The 19,560-nt window shown below is 70.4% G+C and carries 19 protein-coding genes and 1 riboswitch; of the genes, 14 read left to right on the forward strand and 5 right to left on the reverse strand.

Features of this window, described 5'->3' with window-relative positions; all coding sequences use genetic code 11:
* The first annotated feature begins 43 nt into the window (after window positions 1-43).
* A complete protein-coding gene (locus AB0B40_RS06810) occupies window positions 44-988 on the forward strand; it encodes a pyridoxal-phosphate dependent enzyme (RefSeq protein ID WP_362263340.1) in 945 nt (314 codons plus the stop codon).
* On the opposite strand, the gene AB0B40_RS06815 is transcribed toward AB0B40_RS06810, so the two are convergent.
* On the reverse strand, window positions 972-2,555 hold the full coding sequence (locus AB0B40_RS06815; RefSeq protein WP_362263343.1) for a Na+/H+ antiporter: 1,584 nt from the start codon (window positions 2,553-2,555) through the stop codon (window positions 972-974). The two genes, AB0B40_RS06810 and AB0B40_RS06815, sit on opposite strands and share 17 nt — an antisense overlap.
* A gap of 60 nt (window positions 2,556-2,615) precedes the next feature.
* Between AB0B40_RS06815 and AB0B40_RS06820 the strand changes: the two genes are divergently transcribed.
* The 3 genes from AB0B40_RS06820 to AB0B40_RS06830 all read left to right on the forward strand — a co-directional run bounded on the left by AB0B40_RS06820 (window position 2,616) and on the right by AB0B40_RS06830 (window position 4,757).
* A complete protein-coding gene (locus AB0B40_RS06820; RefSeq protein WP_345059667.1) occupies window positions 2,616-2,876 on the forward strand; it encodes a UBP-type zinc finger domain-containing protein in 261 nt (86 codons plus the stop codon).
* A 298-nt stretch (window positions 2,877-3,174) separates the two neighbouring features.
* Window positions 3,175-3,591: an anti-sigma regulatory factor gene (locus AB0B40_RS06825; RefSeq protein WP_345059669.1), complete on the forward strand. Its 417-nt coding sequence runs from the start codon at window positions 3,175-3,177 to the stop codon at window positions 3,589-3,591.
* A 17-nt stretch (window positions 3,592-3,608) separates the two neighbouring features.
* Window positions 3,609-4,757: an RNA polymerase sigma factor SigF gene (locus AB0B40_RS06830; RefSeq protein WP_345059671.1), complete on the forward strand. Its 1,149-nt coding sequence runs from the start codon at window positions 3,609-3,611 to the stop codon at window positions 4,755-4,757.
* A 7-nt stretch (window positions 4,758-4,764) separates the two neighbouring features.
* Here the strand turns inward: AB0B40_RS06830 and AB0B40_RS06835 are convergent, their stop codons facing one another.
* A complete protein-coding gene (locus tag AB0B40_RS06835; protein ID WP_362263347.1) occupies window positions 4,765-5,217 on the reverse strand; it encodes a hypothetical protein in 453 nt (150 codons plus the stop codon).
* Window positions 5,218-5,373: 156 nt separating this feature from the next.
* Here AB0B40_RS06835 and AB0B40_RS06840 point away from each other — a divergent pair, with 156 nt between their 5' ends.
* Window positions 5,374-6,342: a diacylglycerol kinase family protein gene (locus AB0B40_RS06840; RefSeq protein WP_345059675.1), complete on the forward strand. Its 969-nt coding sequence runs from the start codon at window positions 5,374-5,376 to the stop codon at window positions 6,340-6,342.
* Window positions 6,343-6,663: 321 nt separating this feature from the next.
* Window positions 6,664-6,921 carry a WhiB family transcriptional regulator gene (locus AB0B40_RS06845; protein WP_003992873.1) on the forward strand — a complete coding sequence of 86 codons (258 nt, stop codon included), beginning with the start codon at window positions 6,664-6,666 and terminating at the stop codon, window positions 6,919-6,921.
* Between the two features lie 253 nt (window positions 6,922-7,174).
* Here AB0B40_RS06845 and AB0B40_RS06850 read toward each other — a convergent pair whose 3' ends face one another.
* Window positions 7,175-8,641, reverse strand: a complete 1,467-nt coding sequence (locus AB0B40_RS06850) for a PAS domain-containing sensor histidine kinase (RefSeq protein ID WP_345059761.1) — start codon at window positions 8,639-8,641, stop codon at window positions 7,175-7,177.
* A gap of 331 nt (window positions 8,642-8,972) precedes the next feature.
* Window positions 8,973-9,602 carry a TetR/AcrR family transcriptional regulator gene (locus AB0B40_RS06855; protein ID WP_362263350.1) on the reverse strand — a complete coding sequence of 210 codons (630 nt, stop codon included), beginning with the start codon at window positions 9,600-9,602 and terminating at the stop codon, window positions 8,973-8,975.
* A 93-nt stretch (window positions 9,603-9,695) separates the two neighbouring features.
* Between AB0B40_RS06855 and AB0B40_RS06860 the strand changes: the two genes are divergently transcribed.
* The 7 genes from AB0B40_RS06860 (at window position 9,696) to AB0B40_RS06890 (ending at window position 18,216) form a co-directional block, all read left to right on the forward strand.
* On the forward strand, window positions 9,696-10,448 hold the full coding sequence (locus AB0B40_RS06860; protein WP_345059680.1) for an SDR family oxidoreductase: 753 nt from the start codon (window positions 9,696-9,698) through the stop codon (window positions 10,446-10,448).
* A 164-nt stretch (window positions 10,449-10,612) separates the two neighbouring features.
* On the forward strand, window positions 10,613-11,398 hold the full coding sequence (gene nagB / locus AB0B40_RS06865) for a glucosamine-6-phosphate deaminase (protein ID WP_345059682.1): 786 nt from the start codon (window positions 10,613-10,615) through the stop codon (window positions 11,396-11,398).
* A gap of 206 nt (window positions 11,399-11,604) precedes the next feature.
* Entirely contained in the window at window positions 11,605-12,366 is a 762-nt protein-coding gene (locus AB0B40_RS06870) for a GntR family transcriptional regulator (protein ID WP_345059684.1), read from the forward strand.
* A gap of 122 nt (window positions 12,367-12,488) precedes the next feature.
* Window positions 12,489-12,752, forward strand: coding sequence for a DUF3311 domain-containing protein (locus AB0B40_RS06875; RefSeq protein ID WP_345059686.1), 264 nt, complete (start codon window positions 12,489-12,491; stop codon window positions 12,750-12,752).
* The gene (gene mctP, locus AB0B40_RS06880; RefSeq protein WP_362263356.1) at window positions 12,749-14,377 is read left to right on the forward strand and encodes a monocarboxylate uptake permease MctP; all 1,629 of its coding nucleotides are present in this window, start codon (window positions 12,749-12,751) and stop codon (window positions 14,375-14,377) included. The genes AB0B40_RS06875 and mctP overlap by 4 nt, the downstream gene beginning before the upstream one ends.
* A gap of 176 nt (window positions 14,378-14,553) precedes the next feature.
* A riboswitch (cobalamin riboswitch) is annotated at window positions 14,554-14,635 on the forward strand.
* Window positions 14,636-14,780: 145 nt separating this feature from the next.
* Entirely contained in the window at window positions 14,781-17,144 is a 2,364-nt protein-coding gene (locus AB0B40_RS06885) for a ribonucleoside-diphosphate reductase subunit alpha (protein WP_345059690.1), read from the forward strand.
* A 61-nt stretch (window positions 17,145-17,205) separates the two neighbouring features.
* Window positions 17,206-18,216, forward strand: coding sequence for a ribonucleotide-diphosphate reductase subunit beta (locus AB0B40_RS06890; RefSeq protein WP_345059692.1), 1,011 nt, complete (start codon window positions 17,206-17,208; stop codon window positions 18,214-18,216).
* Between the two features lie 56 nt (window positions 18,217-18,272).
* On the opposite strand, the gene AB0B40_RS06895 is transcribed toward AB0B40_RS06890, so the two are convergent.
* Window positions 18,273-18,500 carry a hypothetical protein gene (locus tag AB0B40_RS06895; RefSeq protein ID WP_345059694.1) on the reverse strand — a complete coding sequence of 76 codons (228 nt, stop codon included), beginning with the start codon at window positions 18,498-18,500 and terminating at the stop codon, window positions 18,273-18,275.
* Window positions 18,501-18,593: 93 nt separating this feature from the next.
* Between AB0B40_RS06895 and AB0B40_RS06900 the strand changes: the two genes are divergently transcribed.
* A complete protein-coding gene (locus AB0B40_RS06900) occupies window positions 18,594-19,556 on the forward strand; it encodes a helix-turn-helix domain-containing protein (protein WP_345059696.1) in 963 nt (320 codons plus the stop codon).
* Window positions 19,557-19,560 lie beyond the last annotated feature (4 nt).

Below are 19,560 nucleotides of genomic sequence, written 5' to 3' on the forward strand. Positions count from 1 at the left end.
CACGGCTGGTCGCGCGGTTCCCCGCGCGGGGCACAATGGGGCCGTGACCAGCCCCGACCCGCTCACCCCCCGGCTGCCCTCGCCGCACCAGGAGATACGCGACGATCGTTTCGGCCGCCACGGGCTGCGGCTGCTGCTCAAGCGCGACGACCTGATCCACCCCGATCTCGTCGGCAACAAGTGGCGCAAGCTGGTGCCGAACATCGCGGCGGCACAGGGCCGCGCCCTGGTCACCTTCGGCGGGGCCTACTCCAACCACCTGCGGGCCACCGCCGCCGCGGGCCGTCTGCTGGGCGTGCCCACCACGGGCGTGGTCCGCGGCCAGGAGCTGGCCGACCGCCCGCTCAACCCGTCCCTGGCCCGGTGCGCGGCCGACGGCATGCGGCTGCACTTCGTCGACAGACCGACGTACCGCCGCAAGACCGAGCCGGACACGCTGGCCGGGATCCTGCGCGCGGCCGGTGCCGAGGGGGCGTACGTCGTCCCCGAGGGCGGCAGCAACGCCGAGGCGGTGCGCGGCTGCCGTGCTCTGGGGGTGGAACTGGGCGGCCACGCCGATGTCGTGGCGGTCGCCTGCGGCACCGGCGGCACGCTCGCCGGTCTCGCCGCAGGACTGCCGGCCGGCCGGCGCGCGCTCGGCGTACCCGTCCTGAGGGGCGGTTTCCTGGAAGCCGACGTCCAGGCCCTGCAGGAACGCGCCTTCGGCGCCCGCAGCGGCACCTGGTCCCTGGACGACCGCTTCCATTGCGGCGGCTACGCCCGTACGACTCCGGAACTGGAGGTCTTCGCACGGGACTTCGAGCAGCGCCACGGACTGCCCGTGGAACGTCTCTATGTCGCCAAGTTGCTGTACGGACTCGTCACCCTGGCCGAAGAGGGTGCCTTCGCGCGCGGGAGCACGATCGCGGCCGTCGTCACCGGGCGCCCGTTCCCGGAGGACCCCGACGGCCGCCCCGGGACGCCGCCCGGCCTCAACCGGCCTCTCTGAAGGCCGCCGCCTCCTCCAGGTCCAGTCGTCTGAGCAGGGCGCGCAGCATCTCGTCGTCGATGTACCGGTGGTCCCGGAGCCGGACGAAGACCTCGCGTTCGACGCTGATCATCTCGCGGGACAGCCGGCGGTAGGTGTCGTCCACGGACTCGCCGGTGATCGGGTTGACCTGGCCGAGACGCTCCCAGACGGCGTTGCGGCGGCGCTCCAGGACCATGCGCAGCCGGTCGGCGAGCGGCGGCGGCAGGGTGTCGCGCTCGTCGGAGAGGAGTTCGTCGAGCCGGGACTCCGCGGCCCGGGACGCCTGCGCCTGGGCGTTGGCCTCGGCGAGCGTCTCGGCCTGCCGGTCGCGGCCGGGGAACCTCAGCAGCCGGATCAGCGGCGGCAGCGTCACACCCTGGACGACGAGCGTGCCGATGACGGTCGTGAAGGTCAGGAAGAGGATCAGGTCGCGGGGGCCGGCGGCCATGGTCGAGGGGATGGCGAAGGCGATGGCCAGGGACACCACACCGCGCATGCCGGCCCACGACATCACCATCGCGCCGCGCCAGGTGGGGTTCTCCTCCCGCTCCCTGATCCGCGCGGACAGCAGCCGGGGCAGGAAGGTGGCCGGGTAGACCCACACGAACCGGGCCACGACCACGACCAGGAAGACGGCCGCCGCGTACCAGGCGGCGGAGGTCCCCTGGTACTCGCCGAGCCGCTTGAGGACGATCGGCAGCTGCAGACCGATCAGGGCGAACACCGCCGACTCCAGCACGAAGGCGACCATCTTCCACACCGCCTCCTCCTGGAGCCTGGTGGCGAAGTCGACCTCCCACGCGCGATGGCCGAGGTAGAGGGCGACGACCACGACGGCGAGCACACCGGAGGCGTGCGCCTGCTCGGCGACACCGTAGGCGACGAACGGGATCAGCAGTGACAGGGTGTTCTGCAGGAGGGGCTCGGTCAGATGCGTGCGCAGCCAGTGCAGGGGCGCCATGAGGACGAGGCCGATCCCGACGCCGCCGATCGCGGCGAGCGCGAACTCGCCGATCCCGCCCGCCCAGGTGGCGCCCTCGCCGACGGCGGCGCCGAGCGCCACCTTGTAGGCGGTGATCGCCGTGGCGTCGTTCAGCAGGGACTCGCCCTGGAGGATGGTGGTGATACGGGAGGGCAGCCCGACCCGGCGCGCGACCGCCGTGGCGGCCACCGCGTCCGGCGGTGCCACCACCGCGCCCAGCACCAGCGCGGCGGGCAACGGCAGCCCGGGGACGATCAGATAGGCGGCCCAGCCGACGACGAAGGTCGCGAAGAGCACGTAGCCCACCGAGAGCAGCGCCACGGGCCGCAGCTGCGCCCGCAGGTCGAGGTAGGAGCTGTCGCTCGCCGAGGTGTAGAGCAGCGGGGGCAGCAGCAGCGGCAGCACGACGTGCGGGTCCAGGGTGTACGACGGCACTCCGGGGATGTAGGAGACCGCCAGGCCCACGGCGACCAGCAGCAGGGGCGCCGGCACGGGAGTACGCCTGGCCGCCGCGGCCACCGCCGCACTGCCCGCCACCAGCAACAGCAGCGGCATCACGTCCATGGTCTTCCCCACCCTCTTTTTTCGCGCGGCCACCCGCACACCCGACGTAATCTGGCAATCATGAAACAGTGCACGCACTCCGACGCGCTGCCGCACCCCGAACCGGAGCCGCTCGACGAGACCTGCCCGGAGTGCCTGCGGGACGGCACACACCCGGTGCAGCTGCGGCTGTGCCTCAGCTGCGGCCATGTCGGCTGCTGCGACTCCTCACCGGGACGGCACGCGACGGAGCACCACGCGAGGTCCGGTCACCCGGTGATGCGGACCTTCGAGCCCGGCGAGGACTGGCGGTGGTGCTTCGTCGACCACGTGCTCGTCTGAGCGAGAGAGTCTCGCCCGACCGCGTTCTCGTGTGACACTGCTTGCGGTGGCTGCCGCACGACGGTTCGAGCGTCTGACGTCTGGGTACGTCAACCCGGCGCGCGCTCATCCCATTTGGGCCCGCAAACCCTCTAGACACGGAGCGTATCCACAGCTTTACTGTGAGTGACGCCAGGGGGTTGGGGTCCCGGGACAGGAACGTTCGGAGCGCGATAGCGTCACCGGTTGAACCACGTACGCGTTACCCCGGGGGGAGACCCTCGGCCCCCGTAAAGCTTGTACCACCATGGAGGTGAGGGTGTCCCAGATCGCAGGCGAGCCCGTGGCGAACCAGGACTTCGTGGAAGTCCGGCTTCCGGCTGCGGGTGCCTACCTGTCGGTGCTGCGGACGGCCACGGCCGGTCTGGCGGCCCGCTTGGACTTCACCCTGGACGAGATCGAGGACCTGCGCATCGCCGTGGACGAGGCCTGCGCGATCCTGCTCCAGCAGGCCGTGCCCGGCTCGGTTCTCAGCTGTGTCTTCCGGCTCGTCGACGACTCGCTGGAAGTCACCGTGTCGGCGCCGACGACGGACGGCCACGCCCCCTCGCGGGACACCTTCGCCTGGACCGTGCTGTCGGCCCTCGCGGGCAAGGTCTCGTCCGCGGTGGACGAGGACAAGACGGTGTCGATCAGCCTCTACAAACAGCGTGGCGTCGGCCCCGGGCCGGCGTGAGGAACGGGGACGGGCCGGTGCGGGACGAAGAGCGCGGCACACGGGAGCTGCCGACCGGAGACGGGGCTGCCCCCTGGTCATGGGAATCCCCCCGCTCGGGCGGAGCCGGGAGCGGGGGAAGCGCCGAGACCTCCGGGGCAGCCCCTCGGGACGGTTCCCAGCGCATGGCGGACGGCATCGACGGCATCCCCGAACAGGCCAGACCGCACCCGGAGGGCGACTCCACGCGGGTCGCCGGTGACGATGCCGGACAGGGCACGCCACCGGAGACACGCGACGGTGCCGGACCCGCCGTCCGCGCCGGGGCCAGGGCTCGGGGAAGGGCTACGGGCGGGACGATGAGCGAGCACGAGCGAAATGCCGAGGGCGACGCGCCGGGCGCGGAGCCCAGGCAGGCCGCGCACCACGACGCCCAGGACCGCAGCGGGGCGCGGGCGAAGTTCGTCGAGCTGCGCAAGCTGAACGCGGGCAGTGCGGAGTACGCGGAGCTGCGCAACCAGCTCGTCCGTATGCACCTGCCGCTCGTGGAGCACCTGGCGCGCCGGTTCCGCAACCGCGGCGAGCCGCTGGACGACCTCACCCAGGTCGCCACGATCGGCCTGATCAAGTCCGTCGACCGGTTCGACCCCGAGCGCGGCGTGGAGTTCTCCACGTACGCCACTCCGACCGTCGTCGGCGAGATCAAGCGGCACTTCCGCGACAAGGGCTGGGCGGTCCGCGTCCCGCGCCGGCTGCAGGAACTGCGGCTGGCGCTGACCACCGCGACGGCCGAGCTGTCCCAGTTGCACGGCCGCTCGCCGACGGTGCACGAGCTGGCCGAGAAGCTCGCGATCTCCGAGGAGGAGGTCCTGGAGGGCCTGGAGTCCGCGAACGCGTACTCCACGCTGTCGCTGGACGTCCCCGACACGGACGACGAGTCGCCGGCGGTCGCCGACACCCTCGGCGCCGAGGACGAGGCGCTGGAGGGAGTGGAGTACCGCGAGTCCCTCAAGCCCCTGCTGGAGGATCTCCCGCCGCGCGAGAAGCGGATCCTGCTGCTGCGCTTCTTCGGCAACATGACCCAGTCGCAGATCGCGCAGGAGGTCGGCATCTCCCAGATGCACGTCTCGCGGCTGCTGGCCCGCACCCTGGCCCAGCTGCGGGAGAAGCTCCTCGTCGAGGAGTGAGCACCGCCTACTCGGCCCGGCCCGGCCCCTTGATCCCGAGGGCCCGGGTCGTCTCGCCGTTGACGAGGAGCACCAGCGCCGCCACGGCGACCACCGCGAGGGCGATACCGGCCGGGATGGCCATGCTGTCGGCCTGGAGCAGGTTGTAGGCCACCGGAAGGGCCATGAGCTGGGTGATCACCGCGGGCCCCCGGCTCCAGCCGCGCCGCAGCAGCAGCCCGCGCGCGGCGAGCAGGGGCAGCATCGCGAGGACAACCAGGGTGATTCCGAGGGTCACGGCCTGCTGCCGGTCGTCGGGGTCACCGGTGAGCCCCAGGACGAGCACCCACAGGCCGCCGGCCACCAGGGCGGCGCCCTCCAGCGCGGCCAGCGCCGCCGCGTACGTCAGCCGCCGCGGGCGCGGCCCCGCGGTCGCGTCGGCCGTGGCGGTGTCCGGGGCGGGTTTCTGCTGACTGCTCACCCCAGCAGGGTAGCCGCCGGGCCCCGACGGCAGCTCATGGGTGCGGGCACGGGCGGGCCTCCCCGGACATCACGTGTCCAGACTCACGCCCCCGTCTCTTACCCGATCCCTAACTCGGTCTGGGCCGAGTACCCCCCAGTAGGTACGCTGCCTTGCATGCGTGCACTTCTCGTGGTCAATCCGGCGGCAACCACCACAAGCGCACGCAGACGCGACGTCCTCATCCACGCCCTGGCGAGCGAGATGAAGCTGGAGGCGGTCACCACCGAGTACCGCGGCCACGCACGCGACCTCGGCCGGCAGGCGGCCGAGAGCGACGACATCGACCTGGTGGTGGCGCTCGGCGGTGACGGCACGGTCAACGAGGTGGTCAACGGCCTCCTGCACGCCGGTCCGGCCCCGGACCACATCCCCGGTCTCGCCGTCGTCCCCGGTGGTTCCACGAACGTCTTCGCCCGGGCTCTGGGCCTGCCCAACGATCCGGTGGAGGCCACCGGCGCGCTGCTGGACGCGCTGCGCGACCGCACCGAACGGGTCGTCGGCCTCGGGCTGACAACAGGCCCGCCGGGCAGTGAGGACGAGGCGGCGCCGCCCCGCTGGTTCACCTTCAACGCCGGGCTCGGCTTCGACGCCGGTGTGGTGGGCCGGGTCGAGCAGCAGCGCGAGCGCGGCAAGAAGTCGACGCACGCGCTCTACGTCCGTCAGGTGGTCCGGCAGTTCGTCGGCGAGCCGAACCGTCGGCACGGCACGATCACGCTCGAACGACCCGGCGAGGAGCCCATCGGGGATCTCGTCGTGGCCATAGCCTCCAACACGTCCCCCTGGACGTATCTCGGCAATCGCGCCATGTACACATCGCCCAAGGCCTCGTTCGACACCGGCATCGATGTGCTGGGTCTCAGCCGCCTTTCCACGGCCTCGGTTGCCCGGTATGGCACCCAGTTGCTCACTTCGTCCCCCGAGCGCGGCCCGCACGGCAAGCACGCGGTCTCGCTGCACGATCTGGACCAGTTCACCTTGCATTCGAAGGCTCCCCTCCCCCTCCAGATGGACGGTGACCACCTAGGGCTGCGTACGAGCGTGACGTTCACAGGCGTACGCCGTGCACTGCGTGTGATTGTGTGAGCGGAACGGGCCAAAGTCCTTTCACTCGAACGTTTAGGCCAGGATCCACCCCATGGAAGTACGGCTGTGACCTAGTCGACACCGAGGAATCAAAAAAAACTTTCCGGAAGGGGTTGTATCCGCCGCTGAGGTTTGCGAGTCTCTACATGGCGATCGGGACGGCCCGCAACACCGGCCTCCACTGATCACCAGAACCCCTCTTCAAACCAAGGACCCCGCCGGGTGAAGACTCGGCGTTCGGCCCTTCACTTGTTGAGGGATTCGTGAAAGCGTTCACATTCACAAGCAACTTGCACGTAATACCAAGGAGAGGTAGCAGCCATGGACTGGCGTCACAACGCCGTTTGCCGCGAGGAAGACCCCGAGCTCTTCTTCCCCATCGGCAACACCGGTCCTGCGCTGCTGCAGATCGAGGAAGCCAAGGCCGTCTGCCGTCGCTGCCCGGTGATCGAGCAGTGTCTGCAGTGGGCGCTCGAGTCCGGCCAGGACTCCGGCGTCTGGGGTGGTCTCAGCGAGGACGAGCGCCGCGCCATGAAGCGCCGCGCCGCCCGCAACAGGGCCCGTCAGGCCTCCGCCTGACATATCCACCCCTGCTGACAGCCTGAGCTTGGCGGCGCGCACAGCCCGTACGCATCTCCCGCCCCCGAGCCGCAGCGCGCAGTTCCCCCGATGCTCCCCCACCTCTCGGCCACGCTCGAGATCGGGGGAACCCCATCGCGGTAAAAGCAGAGCAGTAACGAGCATCAGCCTCGGACCGACGGCGGTCCGGGGCTTTTTGCTGCGCCCACTCCCACCGTGGAGCCCTCCTCGCCCGCCGCGACACGCCTGTCGCTCATTTCTGCGCCCGCACCGGAATGTCGAGGATCACCCGGGTCCCCCGGACCGGCGCCGGCACCATGTCGAACGAACCGCCCAACTCGCCCTCCACCAGCGTTCGTACGATCTGCAGACCGAGGTTGCCCGAGCGGTGCGGGTCGAAGCCCTCGGGCAGGCCGACGCCGTCGTCCTGGACGGTGACCAGCAGACGCGCCTCCTTGGTGGTGCCGCCACGCACCGCGGAGACCTCGACCGTGCCGGTGTCACCCTCGCGGAAGCCGTGCTCCAGGGCGTTCTGCAGGATCTCGGTGAGGACCATGGACAGCGGGGTGGCCACCTCGGCGTCGAGTATGCCGAACCGTCCGCTGCGCCGGCCGGTCACCTTGCCCGGCGAGATCTCGGCGACCATGGCCAGCACCCGGTCGGCGATGTCGTCGAACTCGACCCGCTCATCCAGGTTCTGAGACAGCGTCTCATGCACGATGGCGATCGAGCCGACCCGGCGGACGGCCTCCTCCAGGGCCTCCCGGCCGCGCTCGGACTCGATACGCCGGGCCTGGAGCCGGAGCAGGGCGGCGACCGTCTGGAGGTTGTTCTTCACCCGGTGGTGGATCTCCCGGATGGTGGCGTCCTTGGTGATCAACTCGCGTTCGCGTCGCCGCAGTTCGGTGACGTCCCGGAGCAGCACCAGCGAACCGATACGCGTCCCCTTGGGCTTGAGCGGGATGGCCCGGAACTGGATGACACCGTCGTGGGCCTCGATCTCGAACTCGCGCGGCGCCCAGCCGCTGGCCACCTTGGCCAGTGCCTCGTCCACCGGCCCCCGGGTGGGGGCGAGTTCGGCGGTGGTCTGTCCGAGGTGATGGCCGACCAGGTCGGCGGCGAGGCCGAGCCGGTGGAAGGCGGACAGGGCGTTCGGGGAGGCGTACTGGACGACGCCGTCCGCGTCCAGCCGGATCAGGCCGTCGCCGACGCGCGGCGAGGCGTCCATGTCGACCTGCTGGTCGGGGAAGGGGAAGGAGCCGGCCGCGATCATCTGTGCGAGGTCCGAGGCGCTCTGGAGATAGGTGAGTTCCAGACGGCTCGGGGTGCGCACGGTGAGCAGGTTGGTGTTCCGGGCGATCACGCCGAGGACGCGTCCCTGACGCCGTACGGGGATGGACTCGACCCGTACGGGGACCTCTTCTCGCCACTCGGGGTCGCCCTCGCGCACGATCCGGCCCTCGTCCAGCGCCACGTCCAGCATGGGCCGCCGGCCGCGCGGGACCAGGTGGCCGACCATGTCGTCCTGGTAGGAGGTCGGGCCGGTGTTGGGGCGCATCTGGGCGATCGAGACGTACCTCGTGCCGTCCCGGGTGGGAACCCACAGCACCAGGTCGGCGAAGGAGAGGTCGGAGAGCAGCTGCCACTCCGAGACCAGCAGGTGGAGCCACTCGAGGTCGGAGTCGTCGAGGGCGGTGTGCTGGCGTACGAGTTCGTTCATGGAGGGCACGTGTGCGAGCGTACCCGCGGCCCGCGGGTGGCCGGAAAACACCCGCGGGCCGCGGCGCCTGGAAGGGACCCTCAGCCCTCCCGGCACCGCAGCCCGGAGCATCATCGGCCGCGGGGTGTGCGGTCCCGGTCGGCCGAAGGTCGAGGAGCCGGGGCAGTCAGGGCAGAGAGCGCCGGTTCCTCGATCCGCCTTCCTGTGCGGGGAAGACGGAGGCTTGTTGTTCTCGATTGTGGACTAGACCATGATGGCGTGTCCATGGTGGGGAAGCGTCCTCGCCGTGAAGGCGCCGGCACGCGATGCCACGCAGCCTAGCCCGCCCGGCTCAGTCGTGGGGCCAGATGGCCATGGCAATTTCCGCGAGCGCTTCCAGCTCCTCCCGGCGTGCGCCGTCGCGGGCCTGCTGGGACATGCCCTGGATCATGGCGCCGGCGTGCCGGGCGAGGGCGGCGGCGTCGGTGCCGTCCGGCAGCACCCCGGCCGCGATGTCCGCCCGGATCCGGGATTCGAGGGCGGCGATGTTGGCGTTGCGCCGCTCGCGCAGCAGTGCCTCGACGTCGGCGCTCGTGCAGTTGGTGGCGGCGTGCACGATCAGGCAGCCGTACGGATGGGTCGGGTCGGTGTATTCGGCGGCGGCCTCGCGGAGCATGCGTGCGATGCCCTCGCGGGCCGTGGGCTCCTCGGCGAGGGCACGCTCCCCGAAGGCGCCGTGGGTGCCGGCATAGACCCGGACGACCTCGTCGAACAGGGTCCGCTTGTCGCCGAAGGCCGCGTACAGACTGGGGGCGCCGATGCCCATGATGCGGGTGAGGTCGGAGACCGAGGTGGCCTCGTACCCGTGTTCCCAGAAGGCCATCAGCGCCTTCTCCAGTGCTGTGGCCCGGTCGAAGGAGCGCGGCCGGCCCCGTGTCCGGCCCGCACCGCCCTGCGCCTGTGTTTCCTGACCCGTCACCATGGAGACTATTTTATAGCGCGCCCTAGAAAATTGTCGGCGGGGTCGTGTACGGTTTTTGTGTAGCGACCGCTAGACAAATCTGGAGGGGCGGACATGGGTGCGCTTACGGGGAAGACAGCGCTGGTCACGGGCGGGAGCCGGGGCATCGGGCGGGGGATCGCCGAGCGGCTGGGACGGGACGGCGCGAGGGTCGCGGTGCACTACGGCAGTAACGAGACGGCCGCGAAGGAGACGGTCGCGGCGATCGAGGCGGCCGGCGGTTCGGCGTTCCCGATCGGAGTGGAACTGGGAGCACCCGGGGACGCCCGGCGACTGTGGGAGGAGTTCGACCGGCACGCGGACGGGCTGGACATCCTCGTGCACAACGCGGGCATCGGCGCCACACACCCGTTCGGGCAGATCAGCGAGGAGGAGTACGCCCGGCTCTTCGCGGTGAACGTGAAGGCGCCGTTCTTCCTGACCCAGCTCGGCGCGGAGCGGCTGCGGGACGGCGGGCGGGTGGTGAACATATCGTCCGGGCTGGCGCGGTCCGCCGCGATGCCCCACACCATCGCCTACGGGATGACCAAGGCCGCGCTGGACGTCTTCACCCGCGACCTGTCCAAGGTGCTCGGTCCCCGGGGGATCACGGTGAACTCGGTGGCGCCCGGCATCGTGGACACCGACGTCAACGCCTCGTGGCTGCGCGCGAGTGAGGAGGCGTGGAAGGAAGCCGCCGCGCACTCGGCGCTGGGGCGGGTGGGGACGGCGGCGGACATCGCCGACGTGGTGGCCTTCCTGGTATCGGAGGAGGGCCGCTGGGTGACCGGCCACTGGCTCGACGCGACGGGAGGATCGCTCACCTGAGAACGGGGCCCGTCCAGCAGGGGAACGGGAGTTCGCCGGGCGGACGCGAGCCCGCCGCGGGCCCGGAAAAGCGCGTTCTCGTCCACGCCCGCGAACCCCGATTCTGTTAGATTGGTCTAAACCACACAGACGCACAGAGCCCTCTTCAGAACGGCAGGCCCAGCGTGGAAGTTGTCATCGTTCCGGACGCCGCCGCGGGTGGCGAGCTGATCGCCGAGGCCATGGCCCAGCTGCTGCGACGCAAGCCCGACGCCCTGCTCGGCGTGGCCACCGGCTCCACCCCGCTGCCCGTCTACCAGGCACTTACCGCCAAGGTGCGCTCCGGTGCCGTGGACGTCTCACGGGCGCGGATAGCGCAGCTCGACGAGTACGTGGGGCTGCCCGCGGAGCACCCCGAGTCCTATCGTTCGGTGCTGCGCCGGGAGGTGCTGGAGCCGCTGGGTATGGACATGGACGCTTTCATGGGACCGGACGGCACGGCCGCGGACGTCCAGGCGGCCTGCGAGGCGTACGACCGCGCGCTCGCCGCGGCCGGCGGGGTGGACCTGCAACTGCTCGGGATCGGGACCGACGGCCACATCGGGTTCAACGAGCCCTGCTCCTCGCTCGCCTCGCGCACCCGGATCAAGACGCTGACCGAGCAGACCCGGGTCGACAACGCCCGCTTCTTCGACGGTGACATCGAGCAGGTCCCCCACCACGTCATCACCCAGGGCATCGGGACCATCCTGGAGGCCCGGCACCTGGTGCTGCTGGCGACGGGCGAGGGCAAGGCGGACGCGGTCGCCGCGACCGTCGAGGGCCCGGTCGCGGCCGTCTGCCCGGCCTCCGCCCTCCAGCTCCACCCCCATGCCACGGTGGTGGTGGACGAGGCCGCCGCGTCGAAGCTGAAGCTGGCCGACTACTTCCGGCACACCTACGCCGCCAAGCCGGAGTGGCAGGGGATCTAGTCCGGGGGGCCGCGGCGGGGCGGGCGTGCCGGTGTCGCCGCACGCTCCCCCCTGCGATGGACTAGACCAACAACTGGTGCGACGGTATATAGAGGGGATCACGGAGCGTGCGGGTGGAGTCCTGACACAGCAACCCGTGCCACGATGTGAGCCGTGGCCGATGGGATGTCGGTCGCTTTCGGCATTCGGAGCCGGGAAGGCAGAGCATGACCACCGACGTCAGCAGTGCGGAGAACGAGGCCGGCACCACCCGTACCGCGCGCGTGCCCAAGTACTACCGCTTGAAGAAGCACCTGCTCGACATGACGGAGACGCAGGCCCCGGGCACGCCGGTGCCGCCCGAGCGCACGCTGGCCGCCGAGTTCGACACGTCCCGCACCACGGTGCGCCAGGCCCTGCAGGAGCTGGTCGTGGAGGGCCGGCTCGAACGGATCCAGGGCAAGGGCACCTTCGTCGCCAAGCCCAAGGTCTCCCAGGCGCTGCAGCTCACCTCCTACACCGAGGACATGCGGGCGCAGGGCCTGGAGCCGACCTCGCAGCTGCTGGACATCGGGTACATCACCGCCGACGACCGGCTCGCCGAGCTGCTCGACATCACCGCCGGCGGGCGCGTGCTGCGCATCGAGCGGCTGCGCATGGCCAACGCCGAGCCGATGGCGATAGAGACCACCCACCTGTCGGCCAAGCGGTTCCCGGCCCTCAGGCGCTCGCTGGTGAAGTACACCTCGCTGTACACCGCGCTCGCCGAGGTCTACGACGTCCACCTCGCCGAGGCCGAGGAGACCATCGAGACCTCCCTGGCCACCCCGCGCGAGGCCGGCCTGCTCGGTACCGACGTGGGTCTGCCGATGCTGATGCTCTCCCGCCACTCGCTGGACCGCGAGGGCAAACCGGTGGAGTGGGTGCGGTCGGTGTACCGCGGGGACCGGTACAAGTTCGTGGCCCGGCTGAAGCGGCCGGCGGACTGACGGCAGGGCCCTTCGCCATATCGGTATACCGATATGCGGACGAGGTCTTCCGCTGTCACGACACCGTCACCTAGATTGCCTGCGCATTACACAGGTGATCAGCGAGGGGACGGAGCCGTGGCATGTCCGAAACGCCTGAAGTGAGGCCACCGGTGGTGACGCCGGGCCGGGTGATCATCGCCCTGTGTCTCGTCGCACCCTTCGTGGCGATGCTGTGGGTCGGCTCGTACGCCAAGACCGACCCCACGTTCATCGGGATCCCGTTCTTCTACTGGTACCAGATGCTCTGGGTGCCGATCTCCACCGCGCTCACGATGCTCGCCTACCAGCTGTGGAAGCGTGACCAGCGCGCCCGCAAGGGCGCGAACGGGGGTGCGGTGAAATGAAGAACGGCGTCAACGGCGTCGCGCTCGGCGTCTTCATCTTCTTCTTCCTGGCCGTCACGGTCATGGGCTTCCTGGCCGCGCGCTGGCGCCGGGCCGAGAACGAGCACTCCCTGGACGAATGGGGCCTGGGCGGCCGGTCCTTCGGCACCTGGGTCACCTGGTTCCTGCTCGGCGGTGACCTGTACACGGCGTACACGTTCGTCGCCGTACCGGCGGCGATCTACGCGGCGGGCGCGTCCGGCTTCTTCGCGGTGCCGTACACGATCCTCGTCTATCCGCTGATCTTCACGTTCCTGCCCCGCCTGTGGTCGGTCTCGCACAAGCACGGCTACGTGACCAACTCGGACTTCGTGCGCGGCCGGTTCGGCTCCAAGGGCCTGTCCCTGGCGGTGGCCCTCACCGGCATCCTCGCGACGATGCCGTACATCGCACTCCAGCTCGTCGGCATCCAGGCGGTGCTGGACGTGATGGGCGTCGGCGGCGGCGAGAACACCAACTGGTTCGTCAAGGACCTGCCGCTGCTCATCGCCTTCGGTGTGCTGGCGGCCTACACCTACTCCTCCGGCCTGCGCGCGCCCGCACTGATCGCGTTCGTCAAGGACGCCCTGATCTACATCGTCATCGCGGTCGCGATCATCTACATCCCGATCAAGCTGGGCGGCTTCGACGACATCTTCGCCAAGGCGGGCGACGCGTTCAGCCAGATCAGCCCGGTCACCCACAAGCCGCGCGGCGCGCTGGCCCCGCCGGAGGCGGGCCAGTGGACGTACGCCACGCTGGCGCTCGGCTCCGCGCTGGCGCTGTTCATGTACCCGCACTCGATCACTGCGACGCTGTCGTCCAGGAGCCGTGAGGTGATCCGCCGCAACACCACGATCCTGCCGCTGTACTCGCTCATGCTGGGCCTGCTCGCGCTGCTGGGCTTCATGGCGATCGCGGCCGGGGTGAAGGTCACCAACGGACAGCTGGCCATCCCGCAGCTGTTCGAGGACATGTTCCCGGACTGGTTCGCGGGGGTGGCCTTCGCGGCGATCGGCATAGGCGCCCTCGTCCCGGCGGCGATCATGTCCATCGCGGCGGCGAACCTCTTCACCCGCAACATCTACAAGGACTTCATCAAGCCGGCCGCCACGCCGAAGGAGGAGGCCCAGGTCTCCAAGATCGTGTCGCTGCTGGTGAAGGTGGGCGCGCTGGTCTTCGTCCTCACCATGGACAAGACCGTCGCCATCAACTTCCAGCTGCTGGGCGGCATCTGGATCCTGCAGACCTTCCCGGCCCTGGTGGGCGGCCTGTTCACCCGCTGGTTCCACCGCTGGGCGCTGCTGGCCGGCTGGGCGGTCGGCATGGTGTACGGGACGGTCGCCGCGTACGGGGTGGCCTCGCCCACGCAGGCGCACTTCGGCGGCAGCGCCAAGGAGATCCCCGGCATCGGCGAGATCGGCTACATCGGCCTCACGGCGTTCGTGGTGAACGTCGCCGTGACCGTGGTCCTGACCTTCGTCCTGAAGGCCGTGAAGGCGCCCGAGGGCGTCGACGAGACCTCCCCGGAGGACTACACGGCCGACGCGGGCGACCCGGGGGTCCAGGTGGAGCTCCCGCCCGCGACCGCCGGCGGCGCACACTGACGGGCGCCGGGAAGCAGGTCGGGCACCCACAGCGGGCCGCCGGGAAGCACGTACCCGGCGGCCCGCCGTGCTGCCGGGAGTTGACGCTCTGACACCACCGCGACACGCAAGAGACACTAGATGTGGGGGTGACACCCGGGCCCGGCACTAGATGTATGCTCGTCCTCGCTGTCGCCAAGGGGAATCCGGTGCGAATCCGGAACTGTCCCGCAACGGTGTACTCGCGCGCATCCGCACGCCTGTTCAGTCCGAGGACCTGTCGGCAGCCCACCCGGTCGTCCGGTCCGGGTGCGTATCGACGTCCGGGCCTCGTGGAGTGGGCCGGTGGACGCGGCGCCGTGCGCGCTCGTGGCTGCCCCCTGCCCTCCGCCAGGCCCCGTGCCGAGCGAGGGAGAGCCTCCACGTGACCATCGCGCCAGCCGATCCGGCTTCGGTCAGCGACCCGGAGACCGACGGTCCCGGGACCGCGCTGCTGCGGACCCTGACGGAACTGACCGCCGATCTGCCCGACGCCGACCCGGGACGGGTCGCCGCCGCCGCGCTGCGCGGCCGGTCCGCGCGGGCCGACGAGGCGGAGCTGCGCGAGCTGGCCACGGAGGCCGCCGCCGGCCTCATCTCCGAGGACCCCGCCTACTCCCGGCTCGCCGCCCGGCTGCTGACCCTCACGATCCGGGACGAGGCCGCCTCGCAGGGCGTGACGTCCTTCACCGAGTCCGTCGCGGTCGGGCACCGCGAGGGCCTCATCGCCGACCGCACCGCGGAGTTCGTCCGGCTGCACGCCGAGCGGCTGGACGCGCTGGTGGACGGCGCGGCCGACGACCGCTTCGGGTACTTCGGTCTGCGAACCCTGCACAGCCGTTACCTGCTGCGCCACCCGATCGCCCGCAAGGTCGTCGAGACGCCCCAGCACTTCATGCTGCGCGTGGCGTGCGGCCTGGCCGAGGACGACACCACCCGCTCGCTGGACGAGGTCGCGGCCCTCTACGGCCTCATGAGCCGCCTGGACTACCTGCCGTCCTCCCCCACGCTGTTCAACTCCGGCACGCGGCACCCGCAGATGTCGTCCTGCTACCTGCTCGACTCCCCGCTGGACGAGCTGGACTCCATCTACGACCGCTACCACCAGGTCGCCCGGCTGTCGAAGCACGCCGGCGGTATCGGTCTGTCGTACTCCCGCATCCGCTCGCGCGGTTCGCTGATCCGGGGGACGAACGGGCACTCCAACGGCATCGTGCCGTTCCTGAAGACGCTGGACGCCTCCGTCGCCGCGGTGAACCAGGGCGGCCGGCGCAAGGGCGCCGCCGCGGTCTACCTGGAGACCTGGCACTCCGACATCGAGGAGTTCCTGGAGCTGCGGGACAACACCGGCGAGGACGCCCGCCGCACCCACAACCTCAACCTCGCGCACTGGATCCCGGACGAGTTCATGCGCCGGGTCGACGCCGACCGGCAGTGGTCGCTGTTCTCCCCCGCCGACGTGCCCGAACTGGTCGACCTGTGGGGCGCGGAGTTCGACGCCGCCTACCGCGAGGCCGAGGCCGCGGGCCTGGCCAAGAAGACGATGCCGGCGCGGGAGCTGTACGGCCGGATGATGCGTACCCTCGCGCAGACCGGCAACGGCTGGATGACCTTCAAGGACGCCGCCAACCGCACCGCCAACCAGACCGCCGAGCCCGGCAACGTCATCCACTCCTCCAACCTCTGCACCGAGATCCTGGAGGTCACCGACGACGGCGAGACGGCCGTCTGCAACCTGGGCTCCGTCAACCTCGGCGCGTTCGTGGACACGGCGACCGGCGACATCGACTGGGCGCGGCTGGACGAGACGGTCCGTACGGCCGTCACCTTCCTGGACCGCGTGGTGGACATCAACTTCTACCCGACCGAGCAGGCAGGCCGTTCCAACGCCAAGTGGCGTCCGGTCGGTCTGGGCGCGATGGGCCTGCAGGACGTCTTCTTCAAGCTGCGGCTGCCGTTCGACTCCGCCGAGGCCAGGGCCCTGTCCACGCGGATCGCCGAGCGGATCATGCTCGCCGCCTACGAGGCGTCCGCCGACCTCGCCGAGCGCAACGGCCCGCTGCCGGCCTGGGAGCAGACCCGCGCCGCCCGCGGCGTCCTCCACCCCGACCACTACGGCGCCGACCTCACCTGGCCCGAGCGCTGGGACGCCCTGCGGGAGCGCATCGCGGTGACGGGCATGCGCAACTCGCTGCTCCTGGCGATCGCGCCGACGGCCACCATCGCCTCGATCGCGGGTGTGTACGAGTGCATCGAGCCGCAGGTGTCCAACCTGTTCAAGCGCGAGACCCTGTCGGGTGAGTTCCTCCAGGTCAACTCCTACCTGGTCCAGGAGCTGAAGAACCTCGGCGTGTGGGACGCCCGCACCCGCGAGGCCCTGCGCGAGGCCAACGGCTCCGTCCAGGACTTCGTCTGGATCCCCGAGGACGTGCGCAAGCTCTACCGCACGGCCTGGGAGATCCCGCAGCGCGGCCTGATCGACATGGCCGCCGCCCGCACCCCCTTCCTCGACCAGGCGCAGTCGCTGAACCTGTTCCTGGAGACGCCGACCATCGGCAAGCTCTCCTCGATGTACGCCTACGCCTGGAAGTCCGGTCTGAAGACCACGTACTACCTGCGCTCGCGCCCCGCGACGCGCATCGCCCGCGCCGCCCAGGCGCAGGCCACCATCCCCGTGCAGCAGGCCGCCGACCCCGACGCGGTCGCCTGCTCCCTGGAAAACCCCGAGTCCTGCGAGGCGTGCCAGTAGTTCCCGCCCGCCACCCGACCACCACCCCACCCCTGGAGGACGGCGCTTCGCGCCGACAGATATGAACCGCCCCCAGAACCTGCTCGACCCCGGCTTCGAGTTGACTCTCCGCCCGATGCGCTACCCCGACTTCTACGAGCGCTACCGGGACGCCATCAAGAACACCTGGACCGTCGAGGAGGTCGACCTCCACTCCGACGTCGCCGACCTCGCCAAGCTCTCCCCCGAGGAGCAGCACCTCATCGGCCGCCTGGTGGCCTTCTTCGCCACCGGCGACTCGATCGTGGCGAACAACCTGGTCCTGACCCTCTACAAGCACATCAACTCCCCCGAAGCGCGGCTGTACCTGTCGCGCCAGCTGTTCGAGGAGGCCGTGCACGTCCAGTTCTATCTGACGCTGCTGGACACCTACCTCCCCGACCCCGAGGACCGCGCCGCCGCCTTCGCCGCCGTGGAGAACATCCCCTCCATCCGCGAGAAGGCCGGGTTCTGCTTCAAGTGGATGGACTCGGTGGACAAGCTGGACCGGCTGGAGACCAGGGCCGACCGCCGCCGCTTCCTGCTCAACCTGATCTGCTTCGCCGCCTGCATCGAGGGCCTGTTCTTCTACGGCGCCTTCGCCTACGTCTACTGGTTCCGCAGCCGTGGCCTGCTGCACGGTCTCGCCACCGGCACCAACTGGGTCTTCCGCGACGAGACCATGCACATGTCCTTCGCCTTCGACGTCGTCGACACCGTCCGCAAGGAAGAGCCGGACCTGTTCGACGACGGACTCCAGCAGCAGGTCACCGACATGCTCAGGGAGGCCGTCGAGGCGGAGCTGCAGTTCGCCCGCGACCTGTGCGGTGACGGCCTGCCCGGCATGAACACCGAGTCGATGCGGCAGTACCTGGAGTGTGTCGCCGACCAGCGCCTCACCCGCCTGGGCTTCGCGCCGGTCTACGGCTCCGAGAACCCCTTCTCCTTCATGGAGCTCCAGGGTGTCCAGGAGCTGACGAACTTCTTCGAGCGCCGCCCGTCGGCCTACCAGGTCGCGGTGGAGGGCACCGTCGATCTGGACGAGGACTTCTGAGCCGCCGTTCCCGCGGGTCCACGGCGCCCTGAGCGGTCCGGCCCCTCTGTGTTCCCTCAGACGGGCCGGGCCGCTCCGTGGCGCCCGCGGGCCTCGTTCGTCCGCGGTGCCGCCGGCCGCTGGGCCGCCGGTGCCGTGGGCGCCGCGCCGCGCTCCGCCTCCCTGAGCTGCCGGTCGACACGCCGGTCGCGCAGGGCGCCGAGCACGGACGGCAGGATCAGGAGGACCAGGATCCCGAGGGTGACGAGCATTCCGATGAGACCTTCGATCTGGTTTCCGTTCATGGACACCACTGTCGCGCCGGATACTCCTTACCGTGAGCGGCAGGACTGCCGTAGACCCTCGAATTACTGCCACCGCTGAGGCACACTGGCGGCATGCTGGAGAACGTGGCCGTGGTGCTGCTGAACGGGGTGCATCCCTTCGAGCTGGGTGTCGTGTGCGAGGTGTTCGGCATCGACCGCAGCGACGACGGGCTGCCGGTGTACGACTTCGCCGTGGTCTCGGCGGAGGGCCCGCAGCTGAGTACGCACTGCGGTTTCTCCGTGTCCACGCCGTACGGCCTGGAGCGGCTGGAGGAGGCCGATCTGATCGCCGTACCGGCCGGTGAGACCTATGCGGAGCGCGAGTATCCGCGCGAGCTGCTGGCGGCGTTGCGGCGGGCCACGGACCGGGGCGCGCGGGTGCTCAGCGTCTGTTCCGGCGTGTTCGTGCTGGCCGCGGCGGGGCTGCTGGACGGGCGCCGGTGCGCGGTGCACTGGCACCACGCCGAGCAGCTCGCCCGGCGCTTTCCCCGGCTCACGGTCGAGCAGGACGTGCTGTACGTGGACGAGGATCCCGTGATCACCTCCGCCGGGACCGCCGCCGGGATCGACGCCTGTCTGCATCTCGTACGCAAGGAGCAGGGACCGGAGGTGGCGAACAAGATCGCCCGCCGGATGGTGGTGCCGCCGCACCGGGACGGCGGGCAGGCGCAGTTCATCGAGCGGCCCCTGCCGAAGGCACCCTGCGACACGGTGGGTGAGGTGCTGGCCTGGATGGAGGCCAACCTGGAGCAGGAGGTCACCGTCGAGCAGCTCGCCGCCCGCGCCCATATGGCGCCGCGCACCTTCGCCCGGCGCTTCCAGCAGGAGACGGGCACCACTCCCTACCGCTGGATCCTCCGCCAACGAGTGCTGCTGGCACAGGAGTTGCTGGAGGGTACGGACGAGACCATGGACGCCATCGCCTGGCGTACCGGCTTCGGTACGGCCGCCGCGCTGCGCCATCACTTCGTCCGGTCGCTGGGGACGACCCCGAACGCCTACCGGCGCGCGTTCCGGGGCCCGCAGGCCGCCTGAGCGC

Source organism: Streptomyces sp. NPDC042638 (genome assembly GCF_040647235.1).
Taxonomy (GTDB): domain Bacteria; phylum Actinomycetota; class Actinomycetes; order Streptomycetales; family Streptomycetaceae; genus Streptomyces; species Streptomyces rameus.